Below are 14955 nucleotides of genomic sequence, written 5' to 3'. Positions count from 1 at the left end.
CTGACCAGCCGGTCGCGCTGTCCGGCCAGCCACAGACTGGGCTTTGCCAGCGCCGGCAGCGCGCCCCGCAGGTCGGTGTTCTCCAGCAGGGCCAGCCCTTCCTGCAACGCGCGCGGAGCAGGTTCGCCCCGTTCGACCAGCGCCGCGCGCAGGGTGCGCAGCTCCTGGCGGGCGTGCTCGGAGCCCATGGCATCCAGCGCCAGAAAACGCTCCAGCGTGCCTCGGTAGTCCTGCGCGAGGTCCTGGCCGAACTGCGCGAACACCGCCGGCTCGACCGCATGCGGCCAATCCTCGCCGCGGACGAAACGCGGCGTGGCCGCGATCATCACCAGACCGCGGACCTTGGGCACCACGGCCGCTCCGTGCAGCGCAAACAGCCCGCCCAGCGACCAGCCACACCACACGGCCGGCGGCGTGGCGGCGGCAATGGCATTGACGACCTGCGGCACGCGCAGCGCGGTGACATCTTCGCGGCTGTGGCCGTGGCCCGGCAGGTCGACCAGGTGCAGTTCAAACTCGTCCTGCAGGCGTTCCACCAGCGGGGCGAACACCCCGCCATGCAGGGCCCAGCCGTGGATCAGTACCAGCGCCGGACCGCGACCCGTGACCTCGATATGCATGCTCAGCCGGCCAGCGTCACGCGCTCAGCGCGTCCAGCGACTGCTGCCGGAGTACCTTCTCTCGGGCATCGGCAATGGCGTCGGTCAAGCCACGCACCTGCGCCGGGGTATGCAGGGCCGACAGGGTCACGCGCAGCCGCGCCTTGCCTTCCGGCACGGTCGGCGGACGGATCGCGCTGACCAGGAAGCCAGCCGCTTCCAGCGCGGCCGACAGCGCGACCACCGTGGCTTCCGAACCGCACAGCAGCGGCTGGATCGGGGTGTCGGAGGGCATCAGTTCCAGTCCGTGCTGGCGTGCGCCCGCACGGAACACGCCGACCAGTTCGGTCAGCTTCTCGCGTCGCCAGTCATCGCGGCGGGCCAGCTTCACCGCGGCCAGCGACGCGGCCGCCTGGGCGGGGGAAATCGCGGTGGTGTAGATGTATGGACGTGCGGTTTCGGCCAGATGCTGGATCATCGCTTCGTCGCCCAGCACCAGCGCGCCACTGCTGCCCAGCGCCTTGCCCAACGTGGCCAGCTGCAGCGGCACGTCGGTCACGCCCAGGCCTGCGTCCGCCACGCAGCCGCGGCCATGCTCGCCGACCACGCCGATGCCATGGGCATCGTCCACATACAGCAGTGCTTCCTGCATGCGGGCCACCAGCGAAAGCGAACGCAGCGGCGCGATGTCGCCGTCCATGCTGAACACGCCGTCGGTGACCAGCATGGCCGCGCCTTCCGGGGCATGCTTGAGCTGGCGCAGCGCGCCTTCGCTGTCCAGGTGCGGATAGCGGCGCAGGCGGCAGCCGGCCAGCCGGGTGGCGTCGAGCAGGCTGGCATGGTTCAACCGGTCCTGCACGCAGACGTCGTCTTCCTCGCTGAGCAACGCCTGCTGCACCGCCAGATTGGCAGCGAAGCCGCTGCCGAACAGCAGCGCACGCGGATAGCCCAGCCAATCGGCCATTTCCTGTTCCAGCGCTTCGTGCAGTGCGTGGTGACCGCAGATCAGGTGCGAAGCGGTCGCGCCGGCACCCTCGCGCGCGGCGGCGTCCTGCAGCGCGCTGACCACGCCGAACTGCTGGGACAGGCCCAGGTAGTCATTGCTGCAGAAGCCAGTCAGCCACTGCCCGTCCACTTCCAGGCGCACGCCATCGCGGCGGGTCACGGTGCGGCGTACACGGAGGCGGCCCTGCGCCTGGCGAAGCTTGCGCTGGGACTGAAGTCGTTCGTGCAGGTCAGGGCGGGCCATGGTCGTCACTGGCATGGTCGGGGAGGGCAGCTAGCGTACCCGGTTGGCGGGCCGGGCGCCGCACCCCCGGTCGGAGGGTCAGGCCGCCTGTCCGCAGCGTCCGCCGCAGGTGGCGGTCGGCTGGGTGATGTCGGCATGCACGGTGCCGGGGTGGTCATGTCCGGGCGCATCCACCGTAACCGGCATCGGCTGCAGGCCCAGCCGCTCGAACAGGGCCTGGTCGCGGGCGGTGTCCGGGTTGCCGGTGGTGAGCAGTTTCTCGCCATGGAAGATCGAGTTGGCACCGGCCAGGAAGCACAGCGCCTGCAGCTCGTCGCTCATCGTCTCGCGCCCGGCCGACAGTCGCACCATCGAACGTGGCATCACGATGCGCGCCACCGCGATCATGCGCACGAATTCGAACGGGTCCAGTTCCGCGCTGCCATGCAGCGGGGTGCCGGCCACCTGCACCAGCCGGTTGATCGGTACCGAATCAGGGTGGCTGGGCAGGTTGGCCAGCGCCAGCAGCAGGCCGGCACGATGCTCGCGCGTCTCGCCCATGCCGACGATACCGCCGCAACAGGTCTTCAGGCCCGCATCGCGCACGTGCTCGAGCGTGTCCAGGCGGTCCTGGTACTGGCGGGTGTGGATGATGGAGTCGTAGTAATCCGGCGCGGTGTCCAGATTGTGGTTGTAGTAGTCCAGTCCGGCCGCACGCAGCGCATCGGCCTGCGGGCGGTCGAGCATGCCGAGCGTGGCGCAGGTCTCCAGGCCCAGCGCCTTCACCTCGCGGATCATCGCCGCGACCTTGGGAATGTCGCGGTCTTTTGGCGAACGCCATGCCGCGCCCATGCAGAAGCGTGAGGCACCCGCCGCCTTGGCCTGGCGTGCACGGGCGACCACTTCCTCGGTGGCCATCAGCTTCTGCGCCGACACCCCGGTGTCGTAGCGCTGCGCCTGCGGGCAGTAGGCGCAGTCTTCCGGACAGCCGCCCGTCTTCACCGACAGCAGTGTGGACACCTGGACCTGGGCCGGGTCGAAGTGCTCGCGGTGCACCGCCGCGGCGCGGAACAGCAGCTCGGGCAAGGGCAGGTCGAACAGCTGCAGCAGTTCCTGTGGCTGCCAGTCGTGGCGGAGGACGGTGGACATGCAGGGCCTGCCCGCTGGAGTGGAAGGGCGGCAGTGTGGAGAGTGGATCGGGTTGCTGTCAACCTTCTAGTAAGATTACGAGTTTACAGTGCCGACTTCCGTCTTTGGATGACGCACGATAGCGGCGTCTACTGATCCCGATCCCAGACGGGTGCGGGCACGCTGGGTGTCGGCCCAATGCCCGGTACACTGCCGTGCTCCATACACTTTTCCATGCCCTTTCCCGGCTGGCGCTGCAGGCCCTGCCGCTACGCTGCCTGGTGTGCTCCGAGCCCGGTGCGGACGGGTTGGACCTGTGCCGCGCCTGCCACGCGGCCCTGCCGTGGAACGATCACGCCTGCCCGGTATGTGCGTTGCCATTGCCTGAGGGAGATCCTGCGGTCAGTTGTGGCGTGTGCTTGAGCGATGCTCCCCTCCAGACAGCGGCTGCCGCCACCTTCGTCTACGCCCCGCCGGTCGACCGCCTGATCCGGCGTTTCAAGTTCCGCCAGGACCTGGCCGCCGGTCGCCTGTTGTCGCAGTTGATGCTGCAGCGGGTGCCGCCCTTCCTCACCGAACCGCTGCTGCCGATGCCCCTGCACCGCAGACGGCTGCGCGAGCGTGGCTACGATCAAGCGCTGGAGTTGACCCGGCCGCTGGCCCGGGAGATGTGTCTGCCGCTGTGGCAGGGGCTGGCGCGCCAACGGCAAACCGCTGCGCAGTCCGGCCTGGATGCCGAGGCCCGCCAGCAGAACATGCGCGATGCATTCGCCGTGCGCATCGCACCGCCGAGGGCGCTGACCCTGGTCGATGACGTCATGACCACCGGCGCGACTCTGCAGGCGGCGGTGCACGCGCTGCAGGGCTACGGCCTGCGCCGCGCTACGCTGTGGGTGTGTGCTAGAACTCCATGACATCCCAGCCACTGCGAGAAGGTCCCATGAACTACCAGTTGCGCCCTCAAGACATGGAGCCACATGCCGGGGACACGTGCGGCGTCCCGGATGAAGGATTCCAGGAGTTGCTCCGCCACGCGACTCCCGTAGACGCCGACTTGGTTGCACGACTTCAAGAGCTCGTGGCGGGCGTTGACGTCGATCTCGATGCGCCGCTGAATCCGGATGACGAGTAGTCCAGAAGCAAACCTCTGCCCGCGATCATTCAGAAACGTGCCATGTGCATGCGGTGCACATCCGCGAGCGCAATGCGGGCCAAATCCGTAAACTGGGAGCGAGGCCAACAGAAAGGACGCGCCGGTGAGCCAGGGATCCGCCGAACACCTCACGATTGAACCGCTTTCCTACCATCGCGCGCTGGTGGCATACCTGAAAGCGCATGAGCCGGAGGTCTGGGCCTGGGCCAGCGCCCAGAAGACCCGGGACGACTACCAGCAGCAGGTGCGCAGCGAGCTGTTGCGCGACACCTATCGACTGGAGCCGGACGCCCACCCCGACGTGTACGCGAGCCTGCGCCTGGCCATGCAGCGCCTGGGCGTGGAGGCACCGGCCACGCTGTACCAGGCCGGCAGCCAGCAGATGAACGCCTCACTGGTCTTCGTACCCGGAGAAATCCATGTGGTCCTGCAGGGTCAGATCCTGGAGCGTCTGGGCGAAGACGAGCGGCTGGCCCTGTTCGGCCACGAGGTGGCGCACTACCTGCTATGGCTGCGCGACAGCGGTGACTACCACGTCGCTGACCGCATTCTCTGCGACGCGCTGGCCGCGCGCCAGGCCAGCGCGAGCCATGCCGAAACCCTTCGTCGCTATTCGCTGCATACCGAACTGTTCGCCGACCGTGCCGGTGCGCTGGCCGCACAATCGGTGGCGGCGGCGGTATCGACCCTGGTGAAGGTGGAGACCGGTATCGCCAATCCCGATCCGGCGGCGTATCTGCGCCAGGCGACCGAGATCGACTCTGGACGGGGCAAGCGCAGCGCGGCCCGTACTCATCCTGAAAATGTGGTGCGCGCCCGTGCGCTGGACCTGTGGTGGAGGGGTGAGCCCGAGCTGGACGAATGGGTGGCTGAAAAACTCTGCGGTCCGCTGGTGCTTAACGCGCTCGACCTGCCCGACCAGCTGCGCCTGACCGCGATGACGCGGGGCTTTCTCGCCTACTTCCTGGCCGATGCCAGCGTGCGCGCCGAGCCGCTGCTGAACCAGGCACGCCATCTGTTTCCCGACTGGCGCGACGACGAGCCCGCGGTGACGCCCGCGGCGTTCCGCGAGGCGAGGGTGGATGCCAGCGTGCTGGACTACCTCAACGCGCTGATGCTCGATCTGTCTCTGGTGGACGCCGACACCCAGGACGCCGCATTGCTGCGGACCTACCAGGTGGCGCGCGAACTGGACAGTGTCGAGGCGTTGCAGACCAACCTGAAACGCGACGCCCGCCTGGGCAGGCGCGAGCTCGACAAACTGAAGAAGAAGGCCGACACGGTGGTGGCCGCATGAACGAAACGACTGACGCGACCGCGCAGACCACGGTCGATACCCCGATCACCACACTGGCCGCGCTGATCGACGCACAGCGTGGCGCAGCGTTGCCGACCGACGATGTGCTGGTGCTGGTGCTGCCGCTGTTCGAGCAGGTGGCCCAGTTGCACGCCCAGGGACGCGTGGCCGCACTGGCCCCGACTGCCGTCGTGCTGGGCGCGGACGGCGGCCTGCACCTGCGGCAGGCCGAAGGGCAGCCGCAGCGCTTGAACATCGACGCGGTGCATCGGGTGCAGCCTCTGCCGGCTTCCACCTTGAACATCGTCGGCGAGCTGCGGCGTTCCCACGACACACAGGGCTGGGAAGAACTGAGCAACCTGGAGGTCCAGGAGAATGCCGAGGCCACCATCGAGCGGCCGGTATACCTGCCTGGCTACGCCAGCTGGGAACTGGCGCTGGGCCACCACGACGAGATCGCCGACATCTTCCGGCTCGGCCTGCTGCTGGCGGCGCTGGCCGGCGGCTTGGATTTCGACGACCTGGACGACCTGAAGCGCTTCGCCGCGCACCGGCGCAACCTGTTCACCGTGGTCGACCGCCTCAACCCGATCATCGCGGCGGTCATCGTGGAGATGACCGCGCTCAACCGCCACGACCGCGCCACCGACGTGGCCGGACTGGCGCAGCGACTGCGCACCTGGCGCGACCAGCCGGACGTGCTGGACGTCCAGCGCGTGCTGGCCAGCGCACGTGGTGCCAATCCGCGCCGTGCGGCGGTGCTGTCGCACCTGCGCGACCGGCTGTTCGATCTCTCCCGTCGCAATCGCCTGCTGTATTTCAAGCCGACCGCCAGCAGCGTCAACCTCACCGTTTCCAGCGTGCCGTTGATGTTGAACCTGGAAAGCATCCGCGCCGAGCACATCTGCACCTGGGGCGGCCCCTTCGCCGCCGACGTCGCCGCCGGTCGCGCGGTGGACCTGCAACGCTGGCTCCGCTTCGAAGACCAGCCCTACCTGCCGGTGGCGCTGGACAAGCTCATCCAGGAAGCCCGACGCGACCGCGCCGAATATGGCTTCAGCAACCTGCGCCTGGTGGTCGCGTTCCTGCGCTGGCACAACCTCAAGGAAACGCCGGAAGAGCGGATCACCACGCCACTGCTGTGGCTGCCGGTCGCGCTGACCAAGCGCAAAGGCGTTCGCGACCAGTACGTGATGCAGGCCGAAGAAGGCGAAGCGGAATTCAATCCGGTGCTGCGCCATCAGCTGCGCCAGCTGTATGACATCCAGCTGCCGGAAACGGTAGACCTGCAGAAGACCTCCATCGCGCAGATTCATGCCGACCTGCTGGCCCAGATCCACCGCAGCGAGCCATCGGTGGCGCTGCGCCTGGTCGAGAAGGCGCAGATCCGACTGGTCCGCCAGAAGGCACTGCAGCGGTTGCAGCAGTATCAGCGGCGACGCACGTCCTCGCGCAGTAACCGCGCCAATCACGGGCTTCCCGACTACAGCTACGACCGCGACGACTATCGGCCGCTGGGGCGCGCCCTGTTCGAGCGTTGGGTTCAGCCCTCCGCGCTGCCGCAGCAGTTCGAAGCAGGCGCGGCACCGGTAGCCGGCCCCCGCCATGCCCGCATGGTGGCCGAAGCCGTCGAGCAGGATCGCGTCGGTTACGAACTGCAGGAGTCCGATGGCCACAGGTATGCCTGGGACCTGGACCTGACCCAGGTCAGCCTTGCCAACTTCAACTACCGCAAGATGTCGCTGGTCCGGGACTACAACCAGTTGCTGGACGCGCCGGGCGAGAACCCCGCGTTCGACCACGTGTTCTCGATCGACCCGCGCGCGGTGGACCTGCAGGCCCCCGCGCCGGTGCCAACCCGTGAGCAGTGGAACGTGGTGGCGTCGGATGCGACCCAGAACGCCGCCGTGGGGCTGGCGCGCAGCCTGCGCAGCTTCATCATCCAGGGGCCACCGGGGACCGGCAAGTCGCAGACCATTACCAACCTGATCGCGGACTACGCGGGGCGCGGCAAGCGCGTACTGTTCGTCTGCGAGAAGCGTGCTGCTCTGGATGTGGTGTTCCACCGGCTCAAGCAGGCCGGCCTTGAACCGCTGTGCTGTCTGATCCACGACTCGCAGGCCGACAAGAAAGCCTTCATCGCCGACCTGCGCGAGGGCTATGAGCGGTGGATCGCCCAACCCCATGAGAGCGAGCGCCTGGGTCAGCTGCGCGACGGGACGCTGGAGGCACTGGAACGCCACCAGTTGCAGGTAGATGCCTTCGAGCAGGCGATGGCCGCGGTACCCGAGCCACTGGGAACCAGCGTGCGTCAGCTGGTCCGCCGCATGGCCGGCCTGCCGGCACCGGCTGAGCTGGACGCAGCGCAACGTGAAATGTTGCCCGGCCTGGCCGCGTGGGACCGCCATCGCGAACTTGCGCAGCGCGTGCAACGCGAGCTGCATGACCGCTTCGGCCTTCTCAGCCTGGCCGAGCATCCCTTCGGTCGCCTGTCGGCCGAGGTCATCAATGACGAACGCGCCTATGCGCGCGCCGGCCAGTGGGTCGAAGAGGGCGAGGCGCTGCTGGCGCAGCTGGATGCCGTGTTCGAGGACACCGCGCGCCTGATCACGCCTGCAATGACCGCGCGGCAGGCGCTGGCGCTGGCGGTGGAGGCCCAGTGGCTGCTGGACCAGGGACTGGCGGCACACCTGGCACTGGTGGAAGAAAGCTCCGGCCAGTCACTGGAACTGCAGGGGGTGCAGGCGTCGCTGGCGCAGGCCGAGCAGGCGCTGTCGGCCGCCCGCCAGGACACCGGACACTGGCGCGAAAAGCTCGAGCCCGGCGACACCCGTGCCGCCATCGAGGCGATGCAGCGCCTGGAGCCGTCCGCGCTGCGCTGGCTGCAGCCGGGATGGTGGAAACTGCGCGGCGAGCTGCGCCGGCGCTATGACTTCGGGCGGCACGCCGTGCACCCGGGCTACACCCGTGTCCTGCAGGCATTGGCCGCCGAACACGCCGCCGCCGCCGCGCTGGACGATGCCGATGCCGCCAGCCGGAGCCGCTATGGCGTGTCCAGCATGCGGGCCTTCCTGGAAGCGCTGACGCAATGCAGGCAGCGCCTGGCGACCTCGGCCGAACTGCGCGCGCTGGTCACGCACCTGCGCCAGGCGGTGGACCCGGTGGCCGCCGCCCGCACCGAAGCCACGGCGGCGGAGCCGCTGACCAAGCTGGCCCAGCGCATCACCACGAACATCGAACTGTCCGACGCCCTCAGCCTGGACCAGGTGGCCGAACTGCTGCGTGACCTGCGCGAGGTGCTGGAGGATCTGCCGGACCTGCTGCCCCTGCTGCGGGCAGTGCAGGCGGCCGATCCGGCAGTGCGCACAGCGCTGCGGACGCTGCCGGGTCCGTGGGAGGGCATGGAGTCGGCCATCGCCGATGAGGCATTGCGCCGGATCGAGCGGGAGGCACCGCAGCTGGCACGTTTCGACGGGGTCCAGCTCGCCACAGCGGCGCGCCGTATTGCCCGGCACCAGCAGTCGCTGCTCGGATTGAATGCCCAGGTGGTGCAGGCCACCCTGCATCGCCTGTTCGCGGCCAATGTCCGCCAGGCCTCGCTGTCCGCCAGCCAGCTGGATGCGGCCGGCAAGGAGTTCAAGAAGCGCTACAGCACCGGACGTCGCGAGCTTGAGCACGAGTTCGGCAAGAGCATGCGCCATCGCTCGATCCGCGACCTGTCCGACGATGAAACCGGCCTGGTGATCAACGACCTCAAGCCGATCTGGCTGATGAGCCCGCTTTCGGTGTCCGACACGCTGCCGCTGTCGCCGGACCTGTTCGACGTGGTCATCTTCGACGAAGCCAGCCAGATTCCCACCGAGGAAGCGGTCCCGGCCCTGAGCCGTGCCCGCCAGATCGTGGTGGTCGGCGATGAAATGCAGCTGCCGCCCACCAGCTTCTTCTCGGCCAGCGGCGAGGGCGAAGAAGAAGTGGTGGTCGAAGAGGAGGGTGAGAAGATCGCCATCAACATGGACTCCGACAGCCTGCTCAACCAGGCGGCGCGCAACCTGCCGGCCACGCTGCTGGCCTGGCACTACCGCAGCCGGCACGAATCGCTGATCAGCTTCTCCAATGCTGCGTTCTACGACGGTCGGTTGGTGACGATTCCGGATCGGCGGATCGAGCCGGGCGAAGACGCGATGCCGGTGTTCTCCTCGACCGACGATGATGCCGGGCGGGTGGGCGCTGACACGCTGCTGTCGCGCGCGGTCAGTTTCCATCGGCTGGACGACGGCGTGTATGTGAGCAGGCGCAACCAGCCGGAGGCGCGTTACATCGCGCAGATGGTGCGTGAGATGCTGCGCCGGGAGACCGGCCTGAGCATCGGCATCGTGGCCTTCTCCGAGGCACAGCAGGACGAGATCGAAACCGCTCTGGAGGCGCTCTCCGCCGAAGATGCCGACTTCGCCACCCGGCTGGAACGCGAGTACATCCGCGAGGACGAAGACCAGTTCAACGGGCTGTTCATCAAGAACCTGGAGAACGTGCAGGGTGACGAGCGCGACGTGATCATCCTCAGCATCTGCTACGCGCCCGGTCCGGACGGCAAGATGCTGATGAACTTCGGTCCGATCAACCAGCGCGGTGGCGAAAAGCGCCTCAACGTGATCTTCAGCCGCGCCCGTCACCGCATGGCCGTGGTGTCGACCATCCAGGCCGAGGCCATCACCAATACCCACAATGACGGCGCGGCGGCCCTGCGTGCCTTCCTGCAGTTCGCACAGGCGAGCGCACGCGGCGACACGGAGCGGGCGCAGACCGTGCTGTCCACGCTCAACGCGGGCGCACGCGACGTGTTCGCCCGCAGCGCGGGCAGCGACACCATTCGTCAGGACATCGCCCAGGCCCTGCGCCAGCGCGGTCACACCGTGCACGAACACGTGGGCCGCTCGCAGTTCCGGTGCGATCTGGCGTTGGTGGACCCGGACAGCGGTGACTACCAGCTCGCCATCCTGCTTGACCGTCCGGATGACACCGTGCTCGATACCCGCGAACGCTATGTCTTCCGCCCCGGCATCCTGCGCGGCTTCGGGTGGCGGGTGATCGATGTGCCGGGCCGCGACTGGCTGCGCGACCGCGACGCGGTGATCGCGCGCATCGACCAGGCGCTGCAGGGTCACGAGGCGCTGGACGACGAGGCAGATGAGGTGAGGGTGCCGCCGGTGATGCAGCCGGTGCAGGTGAGCAGCACCCCGGGCGAGCCGGTGACCGAGGCGCAGCCAGGCGAAATGGTGGTGCGCCTCCACTTCGAACAGGGTACGTCCCGCAAGTTCTGGACTGCCGCGCTCAACGGCGTGGAACTGACGGTCACCTTTGGTCGAATCGGCACCGCCGGACAGAGCAACCTCAAGGCGTTCGACAGTGCCGAGCGCGCGCGCCGCGAGATGGACAAGCTGGTGGCCGAGAAACTGCGCAAGGGCTACATCGAGGCACCGTGACGCGCGGGGAGCAGCCGGGCAGTGCCCGGCGCTACCGGAAACGAGCTTCGATCTCTTCCAGGGTCCTGCCCTTGGTTTCGGGCAGCCAGAACGCCGCTACCAGGAAGTACAGCAGCGTGCAGCCCGCCCAGAAGAAGAACATGCTGGCGTAGCCGTAATGCCCCACCGTGGGCAGGAACAGCGCGGCGATCACGGTGGACACGAACTGGTTGATCAACAGCGCGATGCTCATGCCGTTGGAACGAATGCGGGTGGGCATCAACTCGGACAACGCCAGCCACACGCACACGCCCGGGCCGACCGCGAAGAACGCGACGAACAGCAGGATGCAGCCGGCCACCAGCCAGCCGTGAGTGGGCGAGGGCACCGGGCCGATGCTGGCACGTTCGATCACCAGCGGTGCCGTGGCGGCCGTCGCAGGGTCGGGGAACGGATTCAGGTGCAGGCTGCGGAAGAAGCGGCCAATCACGCTGTCGGCCGACACCGCATCCTCGCGGCGGATCTGCAGCGTGCCATCGGTGAGGCTGTCGCTGCGCAGCGAACGCACATTGCTGAAATCACCATAGGCATACGACACCGTCAGCTGCTGCGGTTGCGGGCCGGCGTGGCGATCGAGCTGCGCCCATTGCGCCGCATCCATTGTCAGGTCCAGGGCTTGCCCACTTACCTGCTGCTGCAGGATCGGCTGCACATCCAGTCGCCCCTGTTCGCCGCGCACGAACAGCAGCGCCGCACACAGCAGGGCGACCGTGATGCCGCCGGTGCCCAGCATCAGCAGGAACTTGCGGCCCTTACGGTCCACCAGCACCAGCGCGACCACGGTCATGATCGCGTTCAGCAGCTTGATCGCCACGTCGGCCCAGTTGGCCACCGCGCCCGGCAGACCGGCCTGGTTGAGGATGTTCACCGCGTAGGCGAGCACCGAATTGATGCCGGTGGCCTGGGTGAACGCCAGCACCAGGCAGGCCAGCACGAATGGCCACACGTAACGCCGGCTCAGCAACGGGTCGCGCGTCTGCGCGCCACGGGCCAGTGCCTGGGTCTGCTTCGGGGTCCGCATGCTCTGCAGCGTGGGTTCGACCTCGCTGGGTGCGACGTTGCGCTGCAGGGCCGCGCGGGCCTTGTCGATCTGGCCGCGTCGGGCCAGCCAGCGCGGCGATTCACTGATGAACAGCGCGCCGAAGGTAAACACCAGCCCCGGCAGCAGGCAGCTCCAGAAGATGGTGCGCCATGCGCGGTCTTTCACGTCGAACAGCAGCTGCTGCTGCTCGAGCGCGGGCAGGTGACGCACGCTGTCGGCGGCGGCATCCACTGCATGCGCCTGGTACAGGCCGATTACCGCCGCCAGCACCAGCCCGATGGTGAGCAGCAACTGGAACAGACCTGCCCCGCGACCGCGCCGCTCGGGGCTGAGTACTTCGGCCAGATACAACGGCACCACCACGCCGATCAGCCCGCCGCTGATACCCTGCAGCAGCCGCCCCAGCAGCAGTGCGGCATAGCCTTCCGAGAGCGCCATCACCGGAATGCTCAGGGTGAACAGGGCACCGGCCAGCACCAGCGTGTTGCGGCGGCCAATGAAATCGGCAATCGCCCCGGCGAACAGCGACGACAGCACGCTGCCCAGCAGCACCGCCGCAACCACGAAGCCAAGCTGCTGGCTGGTGAGGTGCCAGCTGGCGGTCGCTGTCGCCTCCAGATAGGGCAGCGCGCCGGCGATGATGCCGATGTCGATGCCGTACAGCAGTCCGCCCATGCCGCCGATGAACAACAGGTAGCGTACCGGCCAACGGGGGCCTTCTGCGTGGGTGTTGGGGGTGGCGTGCGAGGCGACGGCTGATGTCATGCAGGGGTCTCGGCGATGATCACTTCGATGCCCAGCCGTTGCAGCCCTTCCAGATACTCGGCGTCAATGCTGGCGTCGGTGATGATGGTGTGGACCTGTTCCAGCCGGGCAATGCGATGCAGGCTGACCCGTCCGAACTTGGACGCATCGGTCAGCACCACCACGCGCCGGGCCCGCTCCACCATGCGGTGGTTGAGGCTGGCTTCGGCTTCATGGTGCGTGGTCAGGCCGAACTGGAGGTCCAGACCGTCCACGCCCAGGAACAGGGTGTCGAAACTGTAGCTGTTGAGGCTGGCTTCGGCCTGGCTGCCCTGCAGCGACAGTGACTGCTTGCGCAGCAGGCCGCCGGTGAGCATGAGCTCCACACCGGGCGCGTTGGCCAGCTCCCAGGCGATGTTCAGCCCGTTGGTCATCACGGTCACGTCCCGATGCGCGCGTAAATGCCGCGCCAGGGTCATGGTGGTGGAGCCGGAGTCGATGATGATGTTGTCGCCGGGGCGCACCTGCTGCGCGGCGTGCGCGCCGATGCTGTCCTTCAGTGGCAGGTTGAGCGTGTCCTTTTCATGGATGTCCTGCTCCATGGGCGGCGTGCGCATGAGCGTGGCGCCGCCGTGGGTACGCGTGGCCAGGCCCTGCGCCTCGACATGGGTCAGGTCGGTCCGGATGGTCACGGCCGAGACGCCGAAACGCTCCACCAGCTCGCTGACCTGCACGCTGCCGTGCTCCACCAGCATCTGCATGATCTGCTGGCGCCGCTGCCGTGTGTTTCGCATGGTCGTGAAGTCCCTTTCAGAAGGAAAGCCGAAGCTTACTCTTCCGAAAGCCCCGCTGCCGATAAGGTTTCGAATGGGCCTGCGCTACCGCAGGCGCGGGCATACTCGGCCAGGCGCAGCGCGACCTTGTGCTGGATCAGCGCGAGGGGCGCGTCGCTGAGGGTGCCGGCCTGCACCGCCGCGCGCTGCTCGGGCAGGAACTGGCTCAGCAGCATCAGCGGCGGCCGCTGCCGGGTGAGGTTGTCGACCAAGGTGGCCAGCGCGGCCTGCACGGCCGGCTCACCCCAGTAGTAGCGGCTGCGATCACTGAGCGAGTAGCGGCGCAGACGCTGCTGTTCCGCGTCGGTGCCGGTGTAGTAGCTGCGCCAGTAGCCCGGCTTCTCGCACATGACGCGGTCCAGCACCTCGATCAGCTGCGAGCACTGCGCTGCTGGCAGCAGCGCGCTCTCGATCATGGCCAGCGCAAATACGGCCTCCCGGAACGCGTAGGTGGCAGCCGGCCCGACTTTGAGAATGGCGAAGTGGTCACGGACCAGGGCGCGCAGCCCCGCTTCGGTCTGGTAATCGGTGGAGTGCGCTTCGAACACGATGCGCGGCTGTGTCTCCACGAAGGCGGAAAGTGCCTGCGCTGCCTGCGGATCGTAGTAATGCACGCTGCTGTGATCGAAATCCACGCCGGGCTGCACCACCATCGCCAGCACGCGTTCCCAGGCCGGCAACAGGTCGGGCATGGCGAAGGCGTCGCGATGGATGGCCAGCGTGGTGGCCGCCGCCTCCGGCGTGGTGACGGCCAGGCCGCCTTCCAGCGATGACTCGCCACCCGGCACCGGCACTTCCGTGCCGATCACATACACAGGAGGCGGCAGTCCGTGTTCGGTGGCGGTGCGCTCGGCAACCCGCGCCAGGTCCGCCGAGCGCGTCGCGACCGTCGCATCGGGCAATGGCGTCGGATCATCGGCGCAGGACATGCTGCAATCCAGGTGGATCTTGTGGAAGCCGGCAGCCACGTACGCGGCAATGAGCTCGCGTGCGTGCGCCATGGCGACGTCGGCCGGACCCTTCTGCCAGGCATTCGGGCCCAGATGGTCGCCGCCCAGTACCAGCCGCTCGCGCGGGAACTGCTGTTCGTCTGCCAGCGCATGCACGTAGTCGCGATACTGCACCGGGGTCATGCCGGTATAGCCGCCGAACTGATCCACCTGGTTGGAGGTGGCCTCGATCAGCAACAGAGTGCCGTAGTGCTGCGCCACCTGCATCGCGGCCCGCAACACCTGCTCGTTGCTGCAGCACACGCTGTACAGCCCCACCGGCTGGCCCTGGCGATGGGCGGCGATCAAGGCGTGTACGGCGGACATGGCAAGGCTCCGGTTGTCGTGGAATCAGAAGGTGTGCGGTTCAACCCGCCGGATGCTGCTGGCGGGCCAGCAGCGCCGCGCCGCGCGCGCCACCGG

Annotated in this window: 10 protein-coding genes; 4 read left to right on the top strand and 6 right to left on the bottom strand. The window is 67.9% G+C overall.

All coding sequences use genetic code 11. The features are described from left to right. The 3 genes from bioH to bioB all read right to left on the bottom strand — a co-directional run. The coding region (gene bioH / locus EGJ34_RS16235; protein WP_125361537.1) for a pimeloyl-ACP methyl ester esterase BioH at positions 1 to 620 on the bottom strand (620 nt) is incomplete at its 3' end. A gap of 16 nt (positions 621 to 636) precedes the next feature. Beyond that, complete coding sequence (gene bioF / locus EGJ34_RS16230) at positions 637 to 1848, bottom strand: 8-amino-7-oxononanoate synthase (RefSeq protein WP_125361536.1); 1212 nt, start codon at positions 1846 to 1848, stop codon at positions 637 to 639. A gap of 78 nt (positions 1849 to 1926) precedes the next feature. Continuing rightward, a complete protein-coding gene (bioB, locus tag EGJ34_RS16225) occupies positions 1927 to 2976 on the bottom strand; it encodes a biotin synthase BioB (RefSeq protein WP_125361535.1) in 1050 nt (349 codons plus the stop codon). Between the two features lie 194 nt (positions 2977 to 3170). Here bioB and EGJ34_RS16220 point away from each other — a divergent pair, with 194 nt between their 5' ends. From EGJ34_RS16220 to EGJ34_RS16205, 4 genes are all read left to right on the top strand, one after another. After that, positions 3171 to 3869 (top strand): ComF family protein, encoded by a 699-nt coding sequence (locus tag EGJ34_RS16220; RefSeq protein WP_125361534.1) that lies wholly within the window; start codon positions 3171 to 3173, stop codon positions 3867 to 3869. A gap of 26 nt (positions 3870 to 3895) precedes the next feature. Further along, positions 3896 to 4087, top strand: a complete 192-nt coding sequence (locus EGJ34_RS16215; RefSeq protein WP_125361533.1) for a hypothetical protein — start codon at positions 3896 to 3898, stop codon at positions 4085 to 4087. A 124-nt stretch (positions 4088 to 4211) separates the two neighbouring features. After that, a complete protein-coding gene (locus tag EGJ34_RS16210; protein WP_125361532.1) occupies positions 4212 to 5405 on the top strand; it encodes a M48 family metalloprotease in 1194 nt (397 codons plus the stop codon). Further along, on the top strand, positions 5402 to 10885 hold the full coding sequence (locus tag EGJ34_RS16205) for an AAA domain-containing protein (protein WP_125361531.1): 5484 nt from the start codon (positions 5402 to 5404) through the stop codon (positions 10883 to 10885). The genes EGJ34_RS16210 and EGJ34_RS16205 overlap by 4 nt, the downstream gene beginning before the upstream one ends. Before the next feature lie 31 nt (positions 10886 to 10916). Here EGJ34_RS16205 and EGJ34_RS16200 read toward each other — a convergent pair whose 3' ends face one another. From EGJ34_RS16200 to EGJ34_RS16190, 3 genes are read right to left on the bottom strand one after another with little or no spacing between them, the layout of a single operon-like run. Continuing rightward, positions 10917 to 12731 carry an MFS transporter gene (locus tag EGJ34_RS16200; RefSeq protein WP_125361530.1) on the bottom strand — a complete coding sequence of 605 codons (1815 nt, stop codon included), beginning with the start codon at positions 12729 to 12731 and terminating at the stop codon, positions 10917 to 10919. Continuing rightward, positions 12728 to 13504: a DeoR family transcriptional regulator gene (locus EGJ34_RS16195; protein ID WP_125361529.1), complete on the bottom strand. Its 777-nt coding sequence runs from the start codon at positions 13502 to 13504 to the stop codon at positions 12728 to 12730. Before EGJ34_RS16195 ends, EGJ34_RS16200 begins: the two co-directional genes overlap by 4 nt. Before the next feature lie 35 nt (positions 13505 to 13539). Next, the gene (locus EGJ34_RS16190) at positions 13540 to 14859 is read right to left on the bottom strand and encodes a D-tagatose-bisphosphate aldolase, class II, non-catalytic subunit (protein ID WP_125361528.1); all 1320 of its coding nucleotides are present in this window, start codon (positions 14857 to 14859) and stop codon (positions 13540 to 13542) included. Positions 14860 to 14955: the final 96 nt, after the last annotated feature.

The sequence above is a fragment of the Stenotrophomonas sp. 278 genome, from assembly GCF_003935715.1.
GTDB classification, from domain to species: domain Bacteria; phylum Pseudomonadota; class Gammaproteobacteria; order Xanthomonadales; family Xanthomonadaceae; genus Stenotrophomonas; species Stenotrophomonas maltophilia_AH.
This window is presented reverse-complemented; position numbering and strand designations above follow the sequence as displayed.

Bases quoted from the DNA above. Each gene is read 5' to 3' on its own strand.
- bioF (WP_125361536.1), bottom strand. From the start codon at position 1,848: ATGGCCCGCCCTGACCTGCACGAACGACTTCAGTCCCAGCGCAAGCTT.
- bioB (WP_125361535.1), bottom strand. From the start codon at position 2,976: ATGTCCACCGTCCTCCGCCACGACTGGCAGCCACAGGAACTGCTGCAG.
- EGJ34_RS16215 (WP_125361533.1), top strand. From the start codon at position 3,896: ATGAACTACCAGTTGCGCCCTCAAGACATGGAGCCACATGCCGGGGAC.
- EGJ34_RS16205 (WP_125361531.1), top strand. From the start codon at position 5,402: ATGAACGAAACGACTGACGCGACCGCGCAGACCACGGTCGATACCCCG.
- EGJ34_RS16200 (WP_125361530.1), bottom strand. From the start codon at position 12,731: ATGACATCAGCCGTCGCCTCGCACGCCACCCCCAACACCCACGCAGAA.
- EGJ34_RS16195 (WP_125361529.1), bottom strand. From the start codon at position 13,504: ATGCGAAACACACGGCAGCGGCGCCAGCAGATCATGCAGATGCTGGTG.
- EGJ34_RS16190 (WP_125361528.1), bottom strand. From the start codon at position 14,859: ATGTCCGCCGTACACGCCTTGATCGCCGCCCATCGCCAGGGCCAGCCG.